This window comes from Streptomyces sp. NPDC049577 (genome assembly GCF_040675635.1).
GTDB lineage: Bacteria > Actinomycetota > Actinomycetes > Streptomycetales > Streptomycetaceae > Streptomyces.
Window position 1 is genome coordinate 17,695 of the sequence record NZ_JBFAPH010000010.1, and the last position, 21,938, is coordinate 39,632.

At 71.8% G+C, this 21,938-nt stretch carries 17 protein-coding genes and 1 riboswitch; of the genes, 2 read left to right on the forward strand and 15 right to left on the reverse strand.

Annotated elements, in window-relative coordinates; all coding sequences use genetic code 11:
• Nucleotides 1-27 precede the first annotated feature (27 nt).
• The gene (locus tag AB0K09_RS02715; RefSeq protein ID WP_366063411.1) at nucleotides 28-2,547 is read left to right on the forward strand and encodes an FtsX-like permease family protein; all 2,520 of its coding nucleotides are present in this window, start codon (nucleotides 28-30) and stop codon (nucleotides 2,545-2,547) included.
• Between the two features lie 73 nt (nucleotides 2,548-2,620).
• Here AB0K09_RS02715 and AB0K09_RS02720 read toward each other — a convergent pair whose 3' ends face one another.
• The 12 genes from AB0K09_RS02720 to AB0K09_RS02775 all read right to left on the reverse strand — a co-directional run bounded on the left by AB0K09_RS02720 (nucleotide 2,621) and on the right by AB0K09_RS02775 (nucleotide 15,851).
• Entirely contained in the window at nucleotides 2,621-3,934 is a 1,314-nt protein-coding gene (locus AB0K09_RS02720; RefSeq protein WP_366063412.1) for a cyclopropane-fatty-acyl-phospholipid synthase family protein, read from the reverse strand.
• A 675-nt stretch (nucleotides 3,935-4,609) separates the two neighbouring features.
• A complete protein-coding gene (locus AB0K09_RS02725; RefSeq protein ID WP_366063413.1) occupies nucleotides 4,610-5,989 on the reverse strand; it encodes an NAD(P)/FAD-dependent oxidoreductase in 1,380 nt (459 codons plus the stop codon).
• A 338-nt stretch (nucleotides 5,990-6,327) separates the two neighbouring features.
• Nucleotides 6,328-7,269: a Ppx/GppA phosphatase family protein gene (locus AB0K09_RS02730; RefSeq protein WP_366063414.1), complete on the reverse strand. Its 942-nt coding sequence runs from the start codon at nucleotides 7,267-7,269 to the stop codon at nucleotides 6,328-6,330.
• Nucleotides 7,270-7,310: 41 nt separating this feature from the next.
• Nucleotides 7,311-7,838 carry a DUF501 domain-containing protein gene (locus tag AB0K09_RS02735; protein ID WP_366063416.1) on the reverse strand — a complete coding sequence of 176 codons (528 nt, stop codon included), beginning with the start codon at nucleotides 7,836-7,838 and terminating at the stop codon, nucleotides 7,311-7,313.
• Between the two features lie 36 nt (nucleotides 7,839-7,874).
• Entirely contained in the window at nucleotides 7,875-8,357 is a 483-nt protein-coding gene (locus AB0K09_RS02740; RefSeq protein ID WP_366063418.1) for a septum formation initiator family protein, read from the reverse strand.
• Between the two features lie 105 nt (nucleotides 8,358-8,462).
• A complete protein-coding gene (eno, locus tag AB0K09_RS02745) occupies nucleotides 8,463-9,743 on the reverse strand; it encodes a phosphopyruvate hydratase (RefSeq protein WP_366063419.1) in 1,281 nt (426 codons plus the stop codon).
• Nucleotides 9,744-9,967: 224 nt separating this feature from the next.
• A complete protein-coding gene (locus AB0K09_RS02750) occupies nucleotides 9,968-10,699 on the reverse strand; it encodes a transglycosylase family protein (protein WP_366063421.1) in 732 nt (243 codons plus the stop codon).
• A 4-nt stretch (nucleotides 10,700-10,703) separates the two neighbouring features.
• A riboswitch (cyclic di-AMP (ydaO/yuaA leader) is annotated at nucleotides 10,704-10,895 on the reverse strand.
• Between the two features lie 261 nt (nucleotides 10,896-11,156).
• Nucleotides 11,157-12,191, reverse strand: coding sequence for a transglycosylase family protein (locus AB0K09_RS02755; RefSeq protein WP_366063423.1), 1,035 nt, complete (start codon nucleotides 12,189-12,191; stop codon nucleotides 11,157-11,159).
• A gap of 119 nt (nucleotides 12,192-12,310) precedes the next feature.
• Nucleotides 12,311-13,579, reverse strand: a complete 1,269-nt coding sequence (locus tag AB0K09_RS02760) for a cytochrome P450 (RefSeq protein ID WP_366063425.1) — start codon at nucleotides 13,577-13,579, stop codon at nucleotides 12,311-12,313.
• A gap of 70 nt (nucleotides 13,580-13,649) precedes the next feature.
• On the reverse strand, nucleotides 13,650-14,099 hold the full coding sequence (locus AB0K09_RS02765) for a DUF6479 family protein (protein ID WP_366063426.1): 450 nt from the start codon (nucleotides 14,097-14,099) through the stop codon (nucleotides 13,650-13,652).
• Between the two features lie 69 nt (nucleotides 14,100-14,168).
• Nucleotides 14,169-15,134: a nucleoside triphosphate pyrophosphohydrolase gene (locus AB0K09_RS02770; RefSeq protein ID WP_366063427.1), complete on the reverse strand. Its 966-nt coding sequence runs from the start codon at nucleotides 15,132-15,134 to the stop codon at nucleotides 14,169-14,171.
• Between the two features lie 84 nt (nucleotides 15,135-15,218).
• Nucleotides 15,219-15,851: a SurA N-terminal domain-containing protein gene (locus tag AB0K09_RS02775; RefSeq protein WP_366063428.1), complete on the reverse strand. Its 633-nt coding sequence runs from the start codon at nucleotides 15,849-15,851 to the stop codon at nucleotides 15,219-15,221.
• A 191-nt stretch (nucleotides 15,852-16,042) separates the two neighbouring features.
• Here AB0K09_RS02775 and AB0K09_RS02780 point away from each other — a divergent pair, with 191 nt between their 5' ends.
• Complete coding sequence (locus AB0K09_RS02780; protein WP_366063429.1) at nucleotides 16,043-17,500, forward strand: DUF2079 domain-containing protein; 1,458 nt, start codon at nucleotides 16,043-16,045, stop codon at nucleotides 17,498-17,500.
• 19 nt (nucleotides 17,501-17,519) lie between these two features.
• On the opposite strand, the gene mfd is transcribed toward AB0K09_RS02780, so the two are convergent.
• The 3 genes from mfd to AB0K09_RS02795 all read right to left on the reverse strand — a co-directional run bounded on the left by mfd (nucleotide 17,520) and on the right by AB0K09_RS02795 (nucleotide 21,806).
• On the reverse strand, nucleotides 17,520-21,053 hold the full coding sequence (gene mfd / locus AB0K09_RS02785) for a transcription-repair coupling factor (RefSeq protein WP_366063430.1): 3,534 nt from the start codon (nucleotides 21,051-21,053) through the stop codon (nucleotides 17,520-17,522).
• A gap of 137 nt (nucleotides 21,054-21,190) precedes the next feature.
• Nucleotides 21,191-21,454, reverse strand: a complete 264-nt coding sequence (locus tag AB0K09_RS02790; protein ID WP_366063431.1) for a hypothetical protein — start codon at nucleotides 21,452-21,454, stop codon at nucleotides 21,191-21,193.
• Nucleotides 21,447-21,806, reverse strand: coding sequence for a hypothetical protein (locus AB0K09_RS02795; protein WP_366063432.1), 360 nt, complete (start codon nucleotides 21,804-21,806; stop codon nucleotides 21,447-21,449). The genes AB0K09_RS02790 and AB0K09_RS02795 overlap by 8 nt, the downstream gene beginning before the upstream one ends.
• Nucleotides 21,807-21,938 lie beyond the last annotated feature (132 nt).

The window sequence follows — 21,938 nt, forward strand, 5'->3', positions numbered from 1 at the left end:
GATCCGATCTCCAGGACTGACACCGACATGTTCCGAACCGCCCTGCGCAACGTGCTCGCGCACAAGGCCAGGCTCCTGATGACCGTGCTCGCCGTGATGCTCGGCGTGGCCTTCGTCTCCGGCACCCTGGTCTTCACCTCGACCGTCTCCGACGCGTTCCAGAAGAGCTCCGAGAAGGGGTTCACCGGCGTCGACGTCGCCATCGAGCCCCACCACACCGGCCGCGCCGACGACGCCCCCGGCGCGGCCTCCCAGCTCAGCCAGCGCCTGCTCGACCAGGCCGCCCACGTCCCCGGCGCCGCCTCCGCCACCGGCTCGGTGAGCGGCTTCGCCGCCGTCGCCGGCAAGAACGGCAAACTCGTCGGCGAGGGCTTCAGCTCCACCGGCGCCAACTACTACCCCGGCGCCGGCGGCAAGGACCCCCGCTACCCGCTCAAGAGCGGCCGCGCCCCCCAGGGCCCTGACGAGATCGCACTGGACACCAGGACCGCCGAGCGCGCCGGCTACAAGGTCGGCGACACCGTCCGGATGTCCGTCGACGGCCCCGTCCTGAAGCAGAAGCTCACCGGCATCTTCACCACCGACGACGGCAACGTCGCCGCCGGCGGCAGCCTCGCCCTCTTCGACACCGCCACCGCGCAGAAGTTCTACGCCAAGCCCGGCGAGTTCAGCCGGATCGAGGTGAAGGCCGCGCCCGGCACCTCCCAGGCCGCGCTCAAGACCTCCCTGGAGAAGGTCCTGCCCAAGGACGCCGAGGCCACCACGGCCAAGGAACTCGCCGACGAGCAGAGCCGCGTGATCGCCCAGAGCATGGACGGCATGCGCACCAGCCTGCTGGTCTTCGCGGGCATCTCCCTCTTCGTCGGCGTCTTCATCATCGCCAACACCTTCACCATGCTCGTCGCCCAGCGCACCAAGGAACTGGCCCTGCTGCGCGCCGTCGGCGCCAGCCGCCGCCAGGTCACCCGCTCGGTGCTGATCGAGGCGTTCGTCGTGGGCTCGGTCGCGGGTGTGGCCGGTCTGCTCACCGGCATCGGCATCGGCGCCGGGCTGCGCGCGCTGATCAGCAGCACGGGCGCCACCATCCCGGACGGCCCGCTGGTGATCTCCCCGAACACGATCCTGGTCTCGCTCGTCGTCGGCGTCGTCGTCACCATGCTCGCCGCCTGGCTGCCGGGCCGCCGCGCCGCCAAGATCCCGCCGGTCGCCGCGATGAACAGCGTCCACGCGGTGGCCACCACCAAGTCCCTGGTGGTCCGCAACTCCATCGGCGGCGCCATCACCGCGCTCGGTGCCGCCATCGTCCTGACCGCCTCCAGCTCCACCATGATGGGTCTGGGCGCGGGCCTGGTCCTCATCGGCATGTTCGTCCTGACACCGCTGCTGTCCCGCCCGGTGATCGCCGCCGCGGCGCCGCTCCTGCGCGGATTCGGCATGCCCGGCAAGCTCGCCCGGCAGAACGCGGTCCGCAACCCGCGCCGCACCGCCGCGACCGCCTCCGCGCTGATGATCGGCCTCACCCTGATCACCGGCCTGACCGTGATCGCCGGCAGCGTCCAGCAGGCCATCGACAAGATGGCCACCGGCTCCCTGAAGGCCGACTACGTCGTCTCGATGGCCAGCATGACCCCGCTGTCCACCGATGTGGAGAAGAAGCTCGCCGCGCACCCGGACGTCGCGGCCACCAGCCCGCTGCGCTCGTCCCCGGCCCGCATCGACGGCGACCACCAGAGCCTCACGGGCGTCAACGGCAAGACCATCGCGCAGCTGACGAACCTCGACTTCACGGCGGGCTCCTTCGCCGGGCTCTCCGGCGAGAAGGTCGTCGTCGACGACGCCACCTCCCGCATCAACCACTGGAAGCTCGGCTCCTCCTTCGACGTCACCTTCGAGGACGGCAAGAAGGGCCGGCTGACGGTCTCCGGCGTCTACAAGGGCAACGACCTGATGCGCGGCATCTGGATCGACACCAAGACCCTGGCCCCGCACCAGAGCGAGATCGACGACCGTCAGGTGATGGTCAAGGTCAAGGGCGGCACCGACGAGAAGGTCAAGGACTCGCTGGCCAAGGCCCTCGGCGACAACCCGGCCATCCAGATCCAGACCAAGCAGGACATCTCCGACAGCATCTCCAAGATGATCGGCCTGCTGCTGAACATGCTCTACGGCCTGCTGGCCATGGCCGTGATCGTCGCCGTCCTGGGCGTCATCAACACCCTGGCGATGTCGGTCTTCGAGCGCCAGCAGGAGATCGGCATGCTCCGCGCCATCGGCCTGGACCGCAAGGGCATCAAGCGCATGGTGCGCCTCGAATCGCTGATCATCTCGCTCTTCGGCGGTGTGATGGGCATCGGCCTGGGCGTCTTCTTCGGCTGGGCCGCGGGCGACCTCATCAAGAAGGGCCTCAACACCTACGAGCTGGTGCTCCCCTGGGGCCGGATGGGCGTGTTCCTGCTGCTGGCCGCCGTGGTCGGTGTGCTGGCCGCGCTGTGGCCGGCGCGGCGGGCCGCGAAGCTCAACATGCTGGCCGCGATCAAGGCCGAATAGCCGGCGGCACCCCGCAGGCACGGAAGGGCCCGGTCCGTTCGGACCGGGCCCTTCCGTCGCCCTGTACGCGCGGCTAGCCGCGCCACTCGCGCGGGCGCAGCGGCAGGCCGGGCTCGCCGGTCTCCGGCGTGCGCACCGCGAGGACCTGGTTCACGCCGATGCGGTTGCGCTCGAAGGACAGCGCCGACGCGGCCATGTACAGCCGCCACACGCGGGCCCTGCCCGGCGAGGTGAGCCGCACGGCCTCGTCCCAGTGGGCCTCCAGGTTCGTCACCCAGCGCCGCAGCGTCAGCGCGTAGTGCTCGCGCAGCGCCTCCACGTCGCGGACCTCGAAGCCGGCCTCCTCCAGCTGGGCCACCGTGCGGCCCACCGGGGCCAGCTCGCCGTCGGGGAAGACGTAACGGTCGATGAACTCGTCGACCTGATAGCTCTCCTCGTCCTTCAGCGGCCGCCGCGCGATCTGGTGGTTGAGCAGCCGCCCGCCCGGCTTGAGCAGGGCGTACAGATCGGCGGCGTACTCCGCGTACTGCGCGGAGCCGACGTGCTCCGCCATGCCGATCGAGGAGATCGCGTCGAAGGGGCCGTCCGTGATCTCGCGGTAGTCCTGCACCCGGATCTCGATACGGTCCGTCAGACCGGCCTCGGCGACGCGCTTGCGGGCGTACGCGGCCTGCTCCTCGGAGAGGGTGATGCCGACGGCCCGGACGCCGTACTCGCGGGCGGCGTGTAGCACCATGGAGCCCCAGCCGCAGCCGACGTCCAGCAGCCGCTGGCCCTCCCGGAGGCCCAGCTTGCGGCAGACGAGGTCGAGCTTGGCGCGCTGGGCCTCCTCCAGGGTCGCCTCCGGGCCCTCCCAGACGGCGCACGAGTAGACCATCGACGGGCCGAGGACGCGCTCGTAGAAGGTGTTGCCGACGTCGTAGTGGTGGCTGATCGCCTGCTTGTCGCGGCGCAGGCTGTGCAGGGGACCGCCGGTCCTGCGGGCCTCCTCGGCGGGCGGGGACGGCGGCACCCAGGGGCCGGCCAGCTTGAACAGTTCCCGGCCGGCCGCGCGCAGCTTCGGATCGCGCAGGGCGGCGACGATCGCGGCGGGCCCGGACGGCCGGCCGGCGTCCTCGCCGCGCTCCCAGAAGTACCCGGCGAGCAGGTCCAGCGCCTGGTAGAGGTCGCCCTCGACATCGAGGTCACCGGCGACCCAGGCCCGGGCGAGCCCGAGCTCGCCCGGCTTCCACAGCAGCCGGCGCAACGCCCGCCGCCGGCGGATCACCAGGACGGGTGTGCCGGGCGGGCCGGACTCGCTACGGTCCCAGGCGCGGATCCGCACCGGGAGCGGGGCCCCCAGCACCTCTTCCGCGAGCGCGGTGAGCCGTCGAGCGGCCTCGGCCATGTCGCACACCTCCATGATGAAGTGTCAGGGAATTGATTCACCTGACACCCAAACACCAGCGGGTCGCGCAGAAGTCCACTTCCGCCAGACTAGGTCACGTCCGGCGGAGGTATGGCCGAAAAGGATGCGACCGCACGCCCCCTTTTCCCGCCGCGACAGCGCTCAACCGAAGCGGCGCGGCCCGGCGGTGCCGAGCCGCTCGCCGCGGCAGCCGCACAACACCGTGACAGCACGCACCCTCTTCCCGCCGCGACGACGCTCAGCCAAAGCGGCGCCGCCCGGCGGTGCCAAGCCGCTCGCCGCGGCAGCCGCACAACACCGTGACAGCACGCACCCTCTTCCCGCCGCGACAGCGCTCAACCGAAGCGGCGCCGCCCGGCGGTGCCGGGCCGGCCCCAGAGTGGCCCGGCCACCGGCCGGTACGGCACCGCCGGAGACCGACGTCGTGGCCGGTCACCGCCGCGGCGGGAAAGAGGGTGCGGGCCCGCACGGCACGCGCGCCCCGGCCGTCAGGCCGAGCGGGGTCGTGGCCGATCGCCGGCGCGGCGGGAAAGGGGGATGCCGGTCGGCTTTTGCCCGCCGGCACGGCGGGCACGTGCGGGGTACGCCGAAGGGCGTCCACCCCACGGATTGGTGGACGCCCTTGGCGTGAGAAACAACGGACCTGACCGGAGGTCAGCTGGCCTTGGCCTTTTCCTCCGTCTTCGCCGCCGGCTGCGGCACCGGCTTCGCCGCCTCGTAGAACTCCTCGCGGGGGTTCTCCATGGCGCCGAGCGAGACGACCTCGCGCTTGAGGAACATGCCCAGGGTCCAGTCCGCGAAGACGCGGATCTTACGGTTCCAGGTCGGCATGGCCATGCCGTGGTAGCCACGGTGCATGTACCAGGCGAGACGGCCCTTGAGCTTGATCTTCATCTTGCCCATGACGATCATCGCGACGCCCTTGTGCAGGCCGAGACCGGCCACCGCACCCTTGTTGGCGTGCGAGTACGTCTTCTGCGGGAAGCCGCGCATCCCGGACAGGACGTTGTCGCCGAGGACCTTGGCCTGACGCAGCGCGTGCTGCGCGTTCGGCGGGCACCAGGCGTTCTCGTTGCCGGCCTTGCGGCCGACGACGTCCGGGACCTGGGCGTTGTCGCCGGCGGCCCAGATGTAGTCGGTGCCCTGGACCTGGAGGGTCTCGGAGGTGTCGACGTGGCCGCGCGGACCGAGCGGCAGGCCGAAGCGGGCCAGCGCCGGGTTGGGCTTGACGCCCGCGGTCCACACGATCGTGTTGGCGTCGACCTCGAGGCCGTTCTTCAGCACGACGTGGCCGTCGACGCAGGAGTCCATCGAGGTGGAGAGGTAGATCTCCACGCCGCGGCCCTCAAGGTGCTCCTTGCCGTACTGGCCGAGCTTCGGGCCGACCTCGGGAAGGATCTTGTCGGCGGCGTCGACGAGGATGAAGCGCATGTCCTCGCGCTTCACGTTCGGGTAGTACTTGGCGGCGTCGCGCGCCATGTCCTCGACCTCACCGACGGTCTCCGCGCCCGCGAAGCCGCCACCGATGAAGACGAAGGTCAGCGCCTTGCGGCGGATCTCCTCGTCCGTGGTGGAGTCGGCCTTGTCGAGCTGCTCGAGAACGTGGTTGCGCAGGCCGATGGCCTCCTCGATGCCCTTCATGCCGATGCCGTTCTCGGCCAGGCCGGGGATCGGGAAGGTGCGCGAGACGGCGCCCAGCGCGATGACCAGGTAGTCGAAGGGCAGCTCGTACGCCTCGCCCACCAGCGGAGCGATCGTGGCCACCTTGCGGTCCTGATCGATCGTGGTGACGCGGCCGGTGAGGACCTCCGCCTTCGGGAGCACGCGTCGCAGCGGCACCACGACGTGGCGGGGGGAGATGCTGCCGGCGGCGGCTTCGGGCAGGAAGGGCTGGTAGGTCATGTACGAGCGCGGGTCGACGACCGTGACGGTCGCCTCGCCGTACCGCATCTTCTTGAGGATGCGGCGCGCCGCGTACAGGCCGACGTACCCACCGCCTACTACGAGGATCCGTGGACGCTCCGTGGTGCTCATGCTTCGAGTATCCAGCACGCCACAGAGGGGTGCTCGTGAGCCCCTTCACAAGAACAGAGGAGGGGTCTGCTACACTCCGCCGCCCCCGTGACGGACGCCATACCCCTCCGGGGGAACCAATGGACTGCACCAGGAGTTGATCACCCCCGCTGAACTGGCCGGAAGCCGGTGGCGAGGAGTAGACCACGGCGTGCCGGGGCGCCGCGTAAGCACATCCTTAACACACCCGAAAACGGATGCTTTCCGGCCGCCAGGGCCCTCGGGGCCCCGGAAGAGGGTCGGAAGACCCCTTTCCGGGCCGCCGGAGGCGATTTTTCATGTGAAGGATTTCACGAACTTCAGGCGACGCTCCAAGCGATTCCGTCCAGAATGTCGTGTTCGCTCACCACGACCTCCCGGGCCCCGGTCCGCTCCATGATCGCGAGCAGCACCAGTGCCCCGGCGCCGATCACGTCGACGCGGCCCGGGTGCATCACGGAGATCGCCGCGCGCTCCTCGTGGGTGGCGGCCAGCAGCCGACCGGTGATCTCCCGGACGCGGTCGTAGGAGACCCGTGAGTGGTGAATGGCCGCCGAGTCGTACTCCGCGAGCCCCTGGGCGATCGCGGCCACCGTCGTGACGGAGCCGGCGAGCCCGACGAGCGTCCGCGCCTCGCCGAGCGGAACGGTCTTCTCCGCCAGGTCCAGCGCGGCCTCCACATCGGCGCGTATCGCGGCGATCTGACCCTCCGTCGGCGGGTCGGTGATCTCGCCGTCCACGACGAGATGACGCTCGGTCATCCGGACGCAGCCGACGTCCACGCTGCGCGCGGCCCGTACGTGCTCCTCGCCGACGACGAACTCGGTCGAGCCGCCGCCGATGTCCACGACGAGGAACGGCTTGGCGAGGTCCTCGCGCCCGGCCAGCTCCTTCGTCGCGCCGGTGAAGGAGAACTCGGCCTCCTGGTCGCCGCTGATCACCTCCGGCTCGACGCCGAGGATCTCCACGACGCCGCGCACGAAGTCCTCGCGGTTCTCCGCGTCGCGGGAGGCGGAGGTGGCGACGAAGCGGGTGCGCTCCGCGCCGAGCTCCTTGATCACTTCGGCGTACTCACGGCACGCGGCGAACGTGCGCTCCAGCGCTTCGGGGGCGAGGCGACCGGTGCGGTCGACGCCTTGTCCCAGCCGGACGATGGTCATGCGGCGGTCGAGCTCGACCAGGTCGCCGGTGGCGGGGTCGCAGTCCGCGATCAGCAGGCGGATGGAGTTGGTACCGCAGTCGATGGCGGCGACGCGCGTCATGTGCTTCTCCGAAGTGTGGTTGCCGGGGGCGGACCCGGGTGTCAGTCCTGCTCCCCGCAGGGGTTGACGCAAGGGCCCTTGCGCCACCATTCCGGGAGCATCGCGATCGCCTCGTCGCCCAGGGGGTTCACGCCCGGCCCCGCGGCCAGCGAGTGGCCGACCAGGACGTGCAGGCACTTGACGCGGTCCGGCATGCCGCCCGCGCTCGGGAAGCCCTCCAGGACCTCGATGGCGTCGCGGCGCCGGATGTAGTCCTCGTGCGCGGCGCGGTAGGCCGCCGCGAGGTCGGGGTCGGACGCCAGGCGGGCGTTCATCTCCTTCATGACGCCCTCCGCCTCCAGCGTGCCGATCGCGGAGGCCGCGCGCGGGCACGTCAGGTAGTAGAGCGTGGGGAAGGGAGTGCCGTCCTCCAGGCGGGGGGCGGTCTCGACGACGTCGGGGTTGCCGCAGGGGCAGCGGTGGGCGATGGTGCGCAGGCCGCGCGGCGGGCGGCCCAGCTGGGCCTCGAACGCCGCGATGTCCGCGTCGGTCGGCTCGGTGGGCTCGGTGTGGGGAGGAGGGGTGTCCATGGCTCGCTCGTGCTGGGGGCTCGTACTGGTGGATGGTCAGGGCCGGGCGGGGGACGGCGAGTCCGCCGAGTCCACGCCGTCCCAGAGGTTGCTGTACCAGGGCCGGTCGGCCGTGCCCGGGTCCGTCGGGCGCTTGGCGTCGCCGCCCCCGTTCAGCAGGGTGTAGCCGGTCTCGCCGGGGCGTACGTAGTGCAGGTGCTCGCGGGCGAGCTGTTCGACGTACGCCGGGTCCTCCAGCCTCGCCTTCTCCTCCCGCAGCCGCTTGACGTTGTCGCGGGCGCGCTCGGCCTGGCGCCGCTGGTCGGCGATGTCCGAGCGCTGGGTGACCCACTGGCGCATGGGGTAGGCGAGGGCGACGACGAGTGAGCAGACCACGAGGGCGAGCAGCGCCGCCCGGCCGGTGAGCCGGTTGCGACGGGCGGGCCGGGCGCGGTAGACGCGGGCGGCGGCCGGGCCCTGGACGAGCGCCGAGCCGAGTGCCTTGAGTCTGGTCGCGGTGGAGAACCGATCCGCCGCCACTTCGCCTCCCCTGGATTGGTGTGGGCATAGCCGTCCCCGGCCACGGTACGGGACCGTGGCCGAGGACGCGGTGAGGCTATGAGGCTTTTGTCAGCCCTTGAAGCGTCAGCCCTTGAAGCGCGGGAACGCGCTGCGGCCCGCGTACACCGCGGCGTCGTCGAGGATCTCCTCGATGCGCAGCAGCTGGTTGTACTTGGCGACGCGCTCGGAGCGGGCCGGGGCGCCGGTCTTGATCTGGCCGCAGTTGGTGGCGACGGCCAGGTCGGCGATGGTGACGTCCTCGGTCTCGCCGGAGCGGTGGGACATCATGCACTTGAAGCCGCTGCGCTGGGCGAGCTCGACGGCGTCGAGGGTCTCGGTCAGCGAGCCGATCTGGTTGACCTTGACCAGCAGGGCGTTGGCGGTGCCCTCCTCGATGCCGCGGGCGAGGCGCTCGGGGTTGGTGACGAACAGGTCGTCGCCGACGAGCTGGACCTTGTCGCCGAGCTTCTCGGTGATGGTCTTCCAGCCGGCCCAGTCGTCCTCGAACAGCGGGTCCTCGATGGAGACCAGCGGGTACGCGGCGACGAGCTCGGCGTAGTAGTCGGTCATCTCGGCCGCGGTGCGGTCCTGGCCCTCGAACTTGTAGACGCCGTCCTTGTAGAACTCGGAGGCGGCGACGTCGAGGGCGAGGGCGATGTCCTGGCCGGGGGTGTAGCCGGCCTCCTTGATGGCCTCGAGGATGAGGTCGAGGGCCTCGCGGTTGGAGCCCAGGTTCGGGGCGAAGCCGCCCTCGTCGCCCAGGCCGGTGGACAGGCCGCGGCCCTTCAGCACCTTCTTGAGGGTGTGGTAGACCTCGGTGCCCCAGCGGAGGGCCTCGGAGAAGGACTCGGCGCCGATCGGCGCGATCATGAACTCCTGGATGTCCACGTTGGAGTCGGCGTGCGAGCCGCCGTTGAGGATGTTCATCATCGGAACGGGCAGCAGGTGCGCGTTCGGGCCGCCGAGGTAGCGGAAGAGCGGCAGGTCGGACGCCTCGGAGGCGGCGTGCGCGACGGCGAGGGAGACGCCGAGGATGGCGTTGGCGCCGAGCGAGCCCTTGTTGTCGGTGGCGTCCAGGTCGAACATGGCCTGGTCGATCAGGCGCTGCTCGGTGGCGTCGTAGCCGACCAGCTCCGGGCCGATCTGCTCGATGACGGCGAGCACGGCCTTCTCGACACCCTTGCCGAGGTAGCGGTTCGGGTCGCCGTCGCGGAGCTCGATGGCCTCGAAGGCGCCGGTGGAGGCGCCGGACGGCACGGCGGCACGGCCGGTGGAGCCGTCGTCGAGGCCGACCTCGACCTCGACCGTGGGGTTGCCTCGCGAGTCGAGGATCTCGCGAGCTACGACGACGTCGATGGACGGCACGAGGGTCTCCTTCGTGTGTGTCTGAGGTTCTGCGACACGAGCCTAACGGTCCTCGGGGCTCCGCCCGTCCTGGGATCGCCTCCCGGGCGGAAAATTGGCACAAACGCCTGGATCACGGGAGCAAACACCCTCGGGAACGGCGGAGCCCCGCTCCGATGCGGCTCGGGGGGAGAGACGCATGGGAGCGGGGCGGTCCTGCACGCGGGGCCCGGGGCCCCGAGGACTCAGCGGAGGTGCAGCTGCTGGCCGGGGAAGATCAGGTCGGCGTTGGGGACGATGTCCTTGTTCCGCTCGTAGAGCTTCTGCCAGCCGCCCTCGACCTTGTTCGCGTCCGCGATCGAGGCCAGGGTGTCGCCGGACTTCACCTGGTACTCGCCGTCGCCCTTCTTGACCGGCTGCGGGGCGGGGGCGGCGTGCTTCGGCGTGTACTGCTTCGCCGGTGCCGACTCCTCCTCGTCGTCGCTGTGCTGCTTGGGCGCGGCGTGCTTCGGCGTGCTCGGGCGCTCGGCGCGGTCGGCACGGCTCTTCTGGGAGGTGACGTGGCCGGACGAGCCGCTGCCGCCGCTCGTGTCGACCTTGGCCTTCGCGCCACCGGAGGTCAGACCGCCGGCTCCGGCGCAGCCCCAGGCGCCGGGGCCCTGCATGGCGAGGAGCTTCTCCGCGACGGCGATCTGCTGGCCCTTGGTGGCCAGGTCGGCGCGCGGGGCGTACTTCTTGCCGCCGGCGGCGGCCCAGGAGGACTGCGAGAACTGCAGACCGCCGTAGTAGCCGTTGTCCGTGTTGGTGTGCCAGTTACCGGAGGACTCGCACTGGGCGACCTTCTCCCAGGTGTCCACGGAGGCGGCGTGTGCGGAGGTCGTGGCCATCAGCGGAGCCGCGACGGCGGCACCGGCGACGCCGGCGAGGGTCGCGATGCGGACGGCCTTGGACGGACGACGATGCTTGCCCTTGGACATAAGTCGGTTTCCTCACCGACGCCTACGAGGTGAGCTGTCGGGTTCGGACTGTGAGTTGCCCGGACCGGTGGCTCTCGCTCACCGGGCTTCACCCCTAGCCGTCCGCCCCTCGGCCGCAGGCCTTCCGGCCCCCGGCCGCCGGACGTTCCGGCGCCTACCTTGGTTCCCCCGCTCCTGCCAACGGCGCTTGCGCGACGACTCCCCCGGCCGCCGGCAGGATTCGGCGTGGCGGCCGTGGTGCTCGCGGTGGCGAGCGGTGACGACGTTAAACACAGGCGGCCGTCGGGTTCAAACCCCTCTTTTCAGCCACAGTTGTGGGAACAAGCCTGCGGAGACCTCCTGTTTCCGCAGGTGGGAGACGGTTCCTGACGCTTGGACGGATGCCTTCCGCGTAGCGGTCAACGAGAGCCATGTCTCATTTTCCGCTGGGAACGGACATACACCCCGAACTGTGTCGCTACTTCTTCAGTTCGAGCTTCTGGCCAGGAAGGATGAGGTCCGGATCCGATCCGACGACCTTCTGGTTGTCCTGGTACAGCTCGTGCCAGCCGCCGTCCACGGAGTGCTGCTGCGCGATGGCTGACAGGTTGTCACCCGGGCGCACGGTGTAGTCGCCCGGGCCGCTGCTCGCGCCGTCCGGGAGGGTCGTACGCGCGTCGCCCGCGCCGCGCGAGGCGTGCCCGGCGTCATCGGAACGCGGCGTGTCCGCACGGTGCTTACCGGTCCCCTCCGGCGCGGTGGGGTCGGCCGACGGAGTGCCGGAAGCCGTACCCGACGGGGTCGTGGACGGGGTGGCGGGGTCGCCCGAAGGGTCCTTGCGGTGCTTGCCCGTTCCGTCCGTCGCGGTGGATCCCGGCGTAGGCGTTCCCGGTGCGCCCGGGTCGGTCGAGGGCGAGGCGGAGCCGCTCGGCGCGGGCGTGGTGGCCGGCGCGGACGGGGTGTTCGGCGTGTTCGGCGCGGGCTTCGTCGTGTCGGAGCCGGGCATGCTGGTGCGCGATGGCGGCACGTGGTCCGGGGCGGGCGTATGCGTGGAGTCCGGCGTGTCCGGGGCGCTGCGCTCCGGCGCGGGCGCCGGGGTGTCGTCGGTTCTCCCGGGGTTCACCTCGGGCGTCGCGCTGCCCTTCGCGAGCCCCGACGACACCCCGCAGTTCGGCCAGGCGGCCGGCCCCTGGGCGTCGAGTATCCGCTCGGCGACGGCGATCTGCTCCGCCCGGCTGGCCCGGTCGGGCGTGGGGGCGTAGGCCCGGCCGCCGTTCTGCTCCCACATGTCCTGCGTCATCTGCAGACCGCCGAAGAAACCGTTGCCGGTGTCGGCGCTCCACATCCCTCCGCTCTCGCACTGGGCCACGTGGTCCCACGTGCTCGTGTCGGCGGCGCTCGCTCCGCCCGCCCCGAGCAGCGGCATGGCGATCCCGGCCCCGGTCACCCCCGCCGCGACCACGAGAGCAGGTGCTTGGCGGGGGCGGCGGTGTCGGCCATTTCCGGACAGCATGCGTTGACCTTTCGATCGGCGGCTGATTTTGACGGACGAACATAGCCACGCGCTTGCCGCGTCACAACCCGGGTGTGACCTTTCCCCCTTCGGGGCCGCACCCTGCGGAAGGCCGGTGCTCAGTCCCCCGGGGTGCCGGAATTCCCGGTAGGTGTAAACGCCACCGGAAGCGTTCGCAGGCCCCGCATGATGAGGCCGCCGCGCCAGCGCAAGTCCTCCGGTTCGGCGGCGAGTCGGAGGTCCGGCAGCCGGCGCAGGAGGGTGGCGATCGCCATCTGTCCCTCCAGCCGGGCGAGGGGCGCGCCGAGGCAGTAGTGGATGCCGTGTCCATAGCCGAGATGCTGGTTGTCGCGGCGCGCGAGGTCGAGGACGTCGGGCTCGGGGAACCGCTGCGGATCGCGGTCGGCGGCGGCCAGCACGACCAGCACGGGGTCGCCCTCGGCGATGCGCTGCCCCCCGATGACCAGGCCCTGCGTGGCGAACCGCCAGGTCGCCAGCTCCACCGGTCCGTCGTAGCGCAGCAGTTCCTCGATGCCCGTCGCGAGCAGGCTCTCGTCGCCGGCGTCGAGGGCCCGCTGGAGGCGTTCCCGCTCGCCGGGATTGCGCAGCAGAGCGTAGGTTCCGTTACCGATCAGGTTCACAGTTGTTTCAAAACCGGCGAACAACAGGATGAAGGCCATGGCCGCGGCCTCGTTCTCGGTGAGGTGTTCACCGTGGTCGCTTGCCCTGATCAGCCCGGAAATGAGGTCGTCGCCGAGATCCTCCCGCTTGCGGTGGATGAGTTCCGCGAGATAGGTCCGCATCTTCTTCACGGACCGGGCCACTCCACCGCGCGGGCCGCCGCCGTGACGGATCATCATTCCCGCCCAGTCGCGGAAATCGTCCTGGTCCTCGGCAGGAACTCCCAGCATGTCGCAGATGGCATAGATGGGGAGTGGAAAGGCGAATTCATGGATGAGGTCCGCTTCCCCCCTCTCGCAGAACCCGTCGAGCAGCCGGTCGGTCAGCTCCTTCACGCGCGGCGCGAACTCCGCGACCCGGCGGGGGGTGAACGCCTTGGACACCAGGCGGCGCAGCCGGGTGTGGTCGGGCGGGTCGATGTTGAGCAGATGCGTCATGAGGTTGGCGCTGCGCTCGCCCGGAATACCGACCTTGCCCTTGCCGTGGGCGTTCTCCGAGTGGTGCACCGGGTTCTTCGACAGCCGCTGGTCGGCGAGCGCCTGCCGGGCGTCGGCGTACCGGGTCACCAGCCACGCCTCGACACCGCTGGGCAGCGCGGTCCGGTGCACGGGCGCGTGCTCGCGCAGCCAGGCGTACGCCGGGTACGGGTCGGCGGCGAATTCCCAGGTGAAGAGGGTGGGGGCGGGGGGTGTCCGTTCATCGTGCACACGTCGACGCTAGCGCGCGGCCGGCCGGTCTTCGCCGGGGCGGCCCCCGGCCCCCTGCTGCCCGCCCGCGCTAGTGCCCGCCCGCGCCGCCGCTGCCGAAGGAGCCGCTGCTGCCCGGGCGCCACTTCTTGCGCTCCTCGGAGGGCTCCTCCGGATGGGCGCCCGGATTGCGCACCTCGTGCGGCAGCACCCGCTCCCCGTTGGCCTCGGGGCGCAGCTCCTCGTACTCGTGGTGCTCGGTCACGTAGCCGACGGCGTCGTCGTTGTCGTTGTGACCGGGGCCGTGGTCGGCCGCCGGGGGGCCGGCTGCCTCCTCCGGCGTCGCCCAGGCCCCCGAGCGCCGCTGCGGCTGGCTCGGCGGCGGGGGCTCCGCGTCCCGCCAGCGGCGCCCGAAGGCGAAGGCGGCGAGCAGCAGTGCGACGACCACGAGGCCCACCAGGAAGGGGGCGATGCCGCCCATCCAGTCCGGCAGCGCCAGGGTCACCGTGTCCACGCTGTTGTCCATGCTGTTCATGCGCATGGACTCCGGGTACCCGGCCGTAGCCCCCTCAGTACCGCCAGTGGGCCGAACGGGTGCACGACGCGCCCGTCACTCCCGTTCGCGCTCCGCCGCCCGGATCGCGTCCCGGTACGCCCGGGCGGCCGCCCGCAGCGCCGTCTCCGGCTCGGTGCCGGCGGCCTCCGCCCGGACGGCGAGGGCCAGCAGCTCGTAGCCGACGCCCTCCCCCTCCGGCAGCGGCACCTCCAGCCCCGCCGAACGCACCCGCGAGCCGAGCTTCGCCGCCAGCGCCAGCGCGGGCTGGCCCAGCGGCACGCCCTCCGTGACGGACTCGCGCCCCTTCTCCGCCGCCTTCGTGCGCATCCAGTGCGCCCTGACCTCCTCCGGCGTCTCGGCGGACTCCTCGCCGAAGACGTGCGGATGGCGGTGGATGAGCTTGTCCACGATCACGGCCGCCACGTCGTCGACGGAGAACGGCTCGTCCGGGTCGTCCTGCGCGATCCGGGCGTGGAAGACGACCTGGAGCAGCACGTCGCCGAGCTCCTCGCGCAGCGAGTCCCGGTCGCCGGTCTCGATCGCCTCCAGGAGCTCGTACATCTCCTCCAGGCCGTACTTCCCCAGGTCCTGGTGCGTCCGGATGCCGCTCCAGGGGCAGGCCGCCCGGATCCGGTCCATCACCTGCACGAGGTCGAGCAGCCGCGCGCCCGGGAGGTCGTACGAGCCGGGGAGCAGCTCCAGCGCGGGCATGGTCTCGCGCCCCGAGCCGGCCAGCCGGGCGAGCCCGTCGGTGAGCGCGGACTCGCCGACGGCGGAGGTGATCACCACGGCGGTGCGGCGCCCGGGCACGCAGTAGTCGACCAGCTCGCGCGCGGTCGGCGCCGCGTGCTCCACGTCGACGCCGGCCTCCCGCAGATACGGCAGCTGCGGGTGCGCGGCGTCGGCGCACACGACGCGGTCCGCACCGCGCAGGGCGTCCCAGGCGGGCCAGGACAGCAGCCCGGGTGCCACGCGGTGGGTGGTGGTGAGGAGGACGATGCGGCCGTGGGAGTCGTTCACGTCCCCGAGACTAAGCGGCTTTGATTCTCCCCGCCCCCGCCCCTTCCCGTTTCCTTCGGGGGCTCCGCCCCCGCACCCCGGTGCTCAGGCGCCGGACGGGCCGAGTGGTGCCCCCGGCACGTCCGGGGTGGCCGCCCGCAGCCACGGTTCCCTCGCGGGCGTCGCCGTGCCGCGCTTCGCGTCCCACGTCCCGTACCGCGGGTTCACATCCACCCGCAGCGCGTCCGACGTCCGCATCAGCAGCTCGTTCGTCCGCGCGGCGCCCAGCTTGTTGTCGAGCTTGGCCCGCACGAGGTCGACCGACAGGGCCCGGTCGATCTGGTCCGGGGCAATGCCCAGCGCCAGGAAGCGGCCCGTCACGGCCGCCGCGCCGCCGTTCGCACGCTCCACCCGGGCGCGCTGTTCCTGCAGCTCGCGGCGGGTGACACTGACGCCGCTGTCCGCGCCGGCCTGTTCGATGATGCGGTACTGGATCAGCCGCACCAGCGTGTCCTGGCTGAGCCGGGCGCTGTTCGCCGCGAGCTGCTCGCCCTGCGCGGCCCGCTGGGCCTCGCGGACGTCCTTGACCTGGCTCTGCAGCTCCGAGACGGTGATCCGCTCCTTCCCCACCACGGCCGCCGCCCCGGGGTGCGGCGTCTGGCCGCACGCGGTGAGCACGGGCGCCGCGGCGAGCAGCGCGGCGGCGGAGACGGAGAGCGCGGTCCTGCGGCGGATCATGAAGCCTCCCGGCGTTGTCCCGACCTGGCGTTGATCGATCGTAGGGAGTCGGAGTGACCGAGGCCACTCCTTCGCCAACGATTTCCCGGGTCCGTGGGCACGGGCGCCGTAGCGGGACGGAACCGCCCGGCGCGCTCCACGTATCTTTTCATCAGCCACGCTTCGAGCCCCGACGAGCAGAGGACCTCTCCATGGAACCGGCCGCAGCCGACACCGTGCCGGCGTCGCGCCGGGCCGGGACGACCACCGGGCCCGCACCGCGCGGGCGCAGGGCGGCCGTACTGCGCTCACCCCGGCTCGACCCGTACTGGACCGGCGGCGTCCTCTTCGTCCTCTACACCGCGCTGTCGGTCTGCCGGCACCGCCGGATGCTCACCATGTCGTGGGACCTGGGCATCTTCGAACAGGCGATACGCGGCTACGCCCGGCTCGGGGCGCCCATAGCGGACCTCAAGGGGCCCGGCACCAACATCCTCGGCGACCACTTCAGCCCGATAACGGCGCTGGTCGCCCCCGTCTACCGGCTCTTCCCCACGCCCGTCACGCTCCTCGTCGTCCAGGCGGCGCTGTTCGCGCTGTCCGCCGTCCCCGTCACGCGGCTGGCGGCCCGGCTGCTCGGGCGCGCCCGCGGCGTGGCGATCGGGGTCGCGTACGGGCTGTCGTGGGGGATCCAGCGGGCGGTCGACTTCGACTTCCACGAGATCGCCTTCGCGATGCCGCTCCTGGCGTTCTCCCTGGAGGCGGTGGTCCGCCGCCGCTGGACGGCGGCCGTGCTCTGGGCGGCGCCGCTGGTGCTGGTCAAGGAGGACCTGGGCGTCACGGCCGCCGCGATCGGCGTGCTGATCCTGCTGCGGCTGCGCCGCACCGGCCGCGACCCGCGCGCGGCGGCCCTGGCGGCCGGGCTGGTGGCCTTCGGCGCGGCGGCCACCGTGCTCGCCCTCGGCGTGATCATCCCCGGGTTCAACACCACGGGCTCCTACGACTACTGGAACAAGCTCGACGGCGCGGACGGCGCCCCGGGCACCATCCCGCTCCAGACCGCGGTCCGCACCCTGCTGTGGACGCTCCTGCCCACCACCGGGCTGCTCGCCCTGCGCTCCCCGCTGATCGTCGTCGCCCTGCCCACCCTCGGCTGGCGCTTCCTCTCCCACGACGACCACTACTGGGGCACCGACTGGCACTACAGCGCCGTCCTGATGCCGGTCGTCTTCATTGCGCTCGTCGACGCCCTCCCCCCGGCCCTCACCGGCCCCCGCCGCCGGCTGCGCGCCTACGCCGAGCGCGTGCCGACCGCCGTCGCGGCGGCGGCCCTGGCGCTGAGCACCTCGCTGCCGCTGTACGAGCTGACCAAGCCGGAGACCTACCGCGTGCCGGCCGCCGTCACCGAGGCCGAGGAGGTGCTGGCCCGGATCCCGGACGGCGCCACCGTCGAGGCGGACATCGCCCCGATAAGCCGTCTGGTCAACCGGTGCCGCGTCTTCTGGATAGGCGACACCCGCGGCATCAGCCCCGACTACGTCGCCCTGCGCGTCGGCGACGGCCGGGCCCCGCAGGACCTCGCCGACGACGCGCAGCGCATGCACCCCGGAGCCCACTACGCCCTGCTGGGCAGCGGCGGCGGCTACGCGGTGCTCCGGCGCACCGGCTGAACCGGCCCCGGCGCGGCCCTCACGACAGGATCGTGGTGAGGAACTCCCCCGTCCAGGCCAGCAGTTCGCGGCCGACCAGCGGCTTGCCGCCGATGGGGCGGGTCGCCGGGCGGGGCACCAGGATCTGCTGGGTGGCCGGCTTCATGACCGTGCGCGGGTAGAGCCGCTTCAGGCGCAGCTCCTGGGACTCGCGCAGCTCCACCGGGCCGAAGCGGACGTTGGAGCCCTGCAGGGTGATGTCCGTGACGCCGCAGGAGCGGGCCAGCATGCGCAGACCGGCGACGAGCAGCAGGTTCTCCACCGGCTCGGGCAGCTTGCCGTAGCGGTCGGTGAGCTCCTCGCGGACGGCCTTGATGTCCTCCTCGGAGTTCGCCGAGGCGATGGCCCGGTAGGCCGCCAGGCGCAGCCGCTCGCCCGGCGCGTAGTCGTGGGGGACGTGCGCGTCGACCGGCAGTTCGATCTTGACCTCCAGCGGGGCGGCCTCCTCCTCGGCACCGCCTTCCAGGGAGGCCCGGTAGTCGGCCACGGCCTCGCCGACCATGCGGATGTAGAGGTCGAAGCCGACGCCCGCGATGTGACCGGACTGCTCGCCGCCCAGCAGATTGCCCGCGCCGCGGATCTCCAGGTCCTTCATGGCCACGTACATGCCGGCGCCCATCTCGGTGTGCTGGGCGATGGTGGCCAGGCGCTCGTGCGCGGTCTCGGTGAGCGGCTTCTCCGGCGGGTAGAGGAAGTAGGCGTAGCCGCGCTCGCGGCTGCGGCCCACGCGGCCGCGCAGCTGGTGCAGCTGGGAGAGGCCGAAGTTGTCGCCGCGCTCGACGATGAGGGTGTTGGCGTTGGAGATGTCGATGCCCGACTCGACGATCGTCGTCGAGACCAGGACGTCGAACTTCTTCTCCCAGAAGTCGACGACGACCTGCTCCAGCGCCGACTCCGACATCTGGCCGTGCGCGGTGGCGATGCGCGCCTCGGGCACGATCTCGCGCAGCCGGGCCGCGGCCCGGTCGATGGACTCGACACGGTTGTGGATGTAGAAGACCTGGCCCTCGCGCAGCAGCTCACGGCGGATCGCGGCACCGATCTGCTTCTGGTCGTAGGGGCCGACGAAGGTGAGCACCGGGTGGCGCTCCTCCGGCGGAGTGGTGATGGTCGACATCTCGCGGATGCCGGTGACCGCCATCTCCAGGGTGCGCGGGATCGGGGTGGCGGACATGGTCAGCACGTCGACGTTGGCGCGGAGCTTCTTCAGCTGCTCCTTGTGCTCGACGCCGAAGCGCTGCTCCTCGTCGACGATGACCAGGCCCAGGTCCTTGAACTTCGTCTCGGAGGAGAAGAGGCGGTGGGTGCCGATGACGACGTCGACGGAACCCTCGCGCAGACCCTCCAGGACGGCCTTGGCCTCGGTGTCCGTCTGGAAGCGGGACAGCGCCCGGACGTTGACCGGGAACTGGGAGTACCGCTCGGAGAAGGTGCCGAAGTGCTGCTGGACGAGGAGCGTGGTGGGCACCAGCACGGCGACCTGCTTGCCGTCCTGGACGGCCTTGAAGGCCGCGCGGACCGCGATCTCGGTCTTGCCGTAGCCGACGTCGCCGCAGACCAGGCGGTCCATGGGGACGGCCTTCTCCATGTCCTCCTTGACCTCGGCGATGGTGGTGAGCTGGTCGGGCGTCTCCGCGTAGGGGAAGGCGTCCTCCAGCTCGCGCTGCCAGGGGGTGTCCGCGCCGAAGGGGTGGCCGGGGGCGGCCATCCGGGCCGAGTACAGCTTGATCAGGTCGGCGGCGATCTCCTTGACGGCCTTCTTGGCGCGCGCCTTGGTCTTCGTCCAGTCCGCGCCGCCGAGCCGGTGCAGGGTGGGCGCCTCGCCGCCGACGTACTTGGTGACCTGCTCCAGCTGGTCGGTGGGGATGTAGAGCCGGTCGCCGGGCTGGCCGCGCTTGGCGGGGGCGTACTCGACGAGCAGGTACTCGCGGGTGGCGCCCTGGACGGTGCGCTGCACCATCTCCAGGTAGCGGCCGACGCCGTGCTGCTCGTGGACGATGTAGTCGCCGGCCTGGAGGGTCAGCGGGTCGATGGTCTTGCGGCGCCGGACCGGCATCCGGCCCAGGTCCTTGCTGGCGGACTTCTGGCCGGAGAGGTCGGTCTCCGTCAGGACGGCCAGCTTCAGGGCCGGGTCGACGAAGCCGGTGTCCAGGCCGCCGCAGGAGACCTGGACGACGGCCGGGGTCAGCTCGGCGAGGTCCGCGTCGAGGCGGGCGGGGATGCCCTCGCCGCCGAGCACCTCGACCGTGCGGGTGGCGGGGCCGTGGCCCTCGGTGAGGAAGACCGTGCGCCAGCCGTCGGCCAGCCAGCCCTTGGTGTCGGCCAGGGCGCGGGCGGTGTCGCCGCGGTAGGACTCGGCGGCGTGCATGCCCAGCTTGAGCGTGTCGCCGTCCAGCTCCTCGTCCGTCGCCGCGAAGGGGCTGACCGACCACCACATCATGCCGAGCTCGCGGGCCCGGTCGCGGACGTCCGCGACGCCCCACAGGGAGGCCGCGTCCAGATCGATCGGGGCCTCGCCGCCGCCGGCCGAGGCGGCCCAGGACGCCTGGAGGAACTCCTGCGACGTCGCCACCAGGTCCGCGGCACGCGTACGCACCCGCTCGGGGTCGCAGACGACCGCCATCGCGCCGGCCGGCAGCACGTCCAGCAGCAGCTCCATCTCGTCGACCAGGACCGGGGCGAGGGACTCCATGCCCTCCACCGCGATCCCCTCGGCGATCTTCCCGAGCAGCTCGCCGAGCTCCGGGTGCTCCTCGGCCAGCGCGGCGGCGCGCTCGCGCACGCTCTCGGTCAGCAGCAGCTCACGGCAGGGGGGCGCCCACAGTCCGTGCTCGGCGACCTCCAGGGACCGCTGGTCGGCGACCTTGAAGTAACGGATCTCCTCGACGTCGTCGCCCCAGAACTCGACCCGGAGCGGGTGCTCCTCGGTCGGCGGGAAGACATCGAGGATGCCGCCGCGCACGGCGAACTCGCCGCGCTTCTCCACCAGTTCCACCCGGGCGTACGCGGCGGCCGCGAGGGCCTCCACGACCTCTTCGAGATCCGCGCTCCGCCCGCTGCGCAGGCTGACCGGCTCCAGATCGCCGAGCCCCTTGACCTGCGGCTGGAGCACCGAACGCACGGGCGCGACGACGACGCTGACCGGCCCCGCGGCCGGGTCGTCCTTGCTGGGGTGCGCCAGCCGGCGCAGCACGGCCAGCCGTCGGCCCACGGTGTCGGAGCGGGGCGAGAGCCGCTCGTGCGGCAGCGTCTCCCACGCGGGGTACTCCACGACCGCGTCGGCGGGCAGCAGCGACCGCAGCGCCGCGGCAAGATCCTCGGCCTCCCGCCCGGTAGCCGTGACGGCCAGCACGGGCCGGCCGGCGTCCCGCACGAGCGCGGCCACGGCGAAGGCCCGGGCGGCGGGCGGCCCCACCAGATCGAGGTGCGGCCGGTTGCCGTCACGGGCGGCCTTCAGCGCTTCGGCGAGCGCCGGATCGTTGACGACGGCGTCGAGCAGACCGTGCAGGCTCATGGAGAGTTTTCCCGTCCCGGGTGACCAGCGGACAACACGAATCGCCCGACGCGCGAAAACGGGCCGGGTGCGCCATCAAGCCTACGACTGCCCACCGACAGCCGCGCCCCGCGCCGCCGAGCGGCGAAACGCTCCCGTCAGAGGGGCCAGGGGGTGACCTGCACGATGTACAGGCGTTCGTGCCGCACGACCGTCAGGTACTGGAACATGCCGCACGGGAGGATCTCCTCGCGTATTCCGGCCGACTGCCCCTGGAACGAGGAACCACCGAGGTAGAGAGCCGCGGCGGCCCGGACCAGTTCGTCCGCGCGCTCTTCCACCTGCGCGACGAACGCCAGGTTCGGGGTTTCGCCGATGACGTGCCGGGCGTCCGGGTGGTATTCCCAGGACCAATCACTCACCGGTGACCTCCGCCCGAGCCGCCTCGGTGATCCGGCGGATCTCGGCCATGGCGGACTGCCATGCAGGGTCGTTCCGGTCCGACGTCTGTACTGTGCGCTCGGCCGCGTGCAGACGCCTGGCGACGTCGGGGAACCGCTCGATCTCGATCACGGTGGCCCACTTGAGCTGGAACATGGCGATCGGCCCGAAGCTGTTGCACTGCGTCGCCATCGTGAAGACCGTGTCACGCTCCGCCGTCATCTCCGGGAGCCGGGATGGCGCGACCTGCGCGAGGGCAGCCCGTAGAGCGGGGAAAGTCTTCTCCGGCCTGGGGATCAGCTCCTCCCCGTCGGGAAGCGGCTGCGTCGTCATGAGTCCTCCCTGGGTGCCCGATCACCGTACGGCAACGGGGCGCGCGGATCAGCCGGTCGGGAGAGCCCGGCCCGGAACGATGACGGCCCGGCCCGGTCCCGCACCCCCGTGGCGGGACCGGGCCGGGCCGTC

Bases quoted from the DNA above. Each gene is read 5' to 3' on its own strand.
- AB0K09_RS02775 (WP_366063428.1), bottom strand. From the start codon at position 15,851: ATGATCCGCCGCAGGACCGCGCTCTCCGTCTCCGCCGCCGCGCTGCTC.
- AB0K09_RS02780 (WP_366063429.1), top strand. From the start codon at position 16,043: ATGGAACCGGCCGCAGCCGACACCGTGCCGGCGTCGCGCCGGGCCGGG.
- AB0K09_RS02795 (WP_366063432.1), bottom strand. From the start codon at position 21,806: ATGACGACGCAGCCGCTTCCCGACGGGGAGGAGCTGATCCCCAGGCCG.
- AB0K09_RS02715 (WP_366063411.1), top strand. From the start codon at position 28: ATGTTCCGAACCGCCCTGCGCAACGTGCTCGCGCACAAGGCCAGGCTC.
- AB0K09_RS02720 (WP_366063412.1), bottom strand. From the start codon at position 3,934: ATGGCCGAGGCCGCTCGACGGCTCACCGCGCTCGCGGAAGAGGTGCTG.
- AB0K09_RS02755 (WP_366063423.1), bottom strand. From the start codon at position 12,191: ATGCTGTCCGGAAATGGCCGACACCGCCGCCCCCGCCAAGCACCTGCT.
- AB0K09_RS02765 (WP_366063426.1), bottom strand. From the start codon at position 14,099: ATGCGCATGAACAGCATGGACAACAGCGTGGACACGGTGACCCTGGCG.
- AB0K09_RS02730 (WP_366063414.1), bottom strand. From the start codon at position 7,269: ATGACGCGCGTCGCCGCCATCGACTGCGGTACCAACTCCATCCGCCTG.
- AB0K09_RS02735 (WP_366063416.1), bottom strand. From the start codon at position 7,838: ATGGACACCCCTCCTCCCCACACCGAGCCCACCGAGCCGACCGACGCG.
- mfd (WP_366063430.1), bottom strand. From the start codon at position 21,053: ATGAGCCTGCACGGTCTGCTCGACGCCGTCGTCAACGATCCGGCGCTC.
- AB0K09_RS02725 (WP_366063413.1), bottom strand. From the start codon at position 5,989: ATGAGCACCACGGAGCGTCCACGGATCCTCGTAGTAGGCGGTGGGTAC.
- AB0K09_RS02750 (WP_366063421.1), bottom strand. From the start codon at position 10,699: ATGTCCAAGGGCAAGCATCGTCGTCCGTCCAAGGCCGTCCGCATCGCG.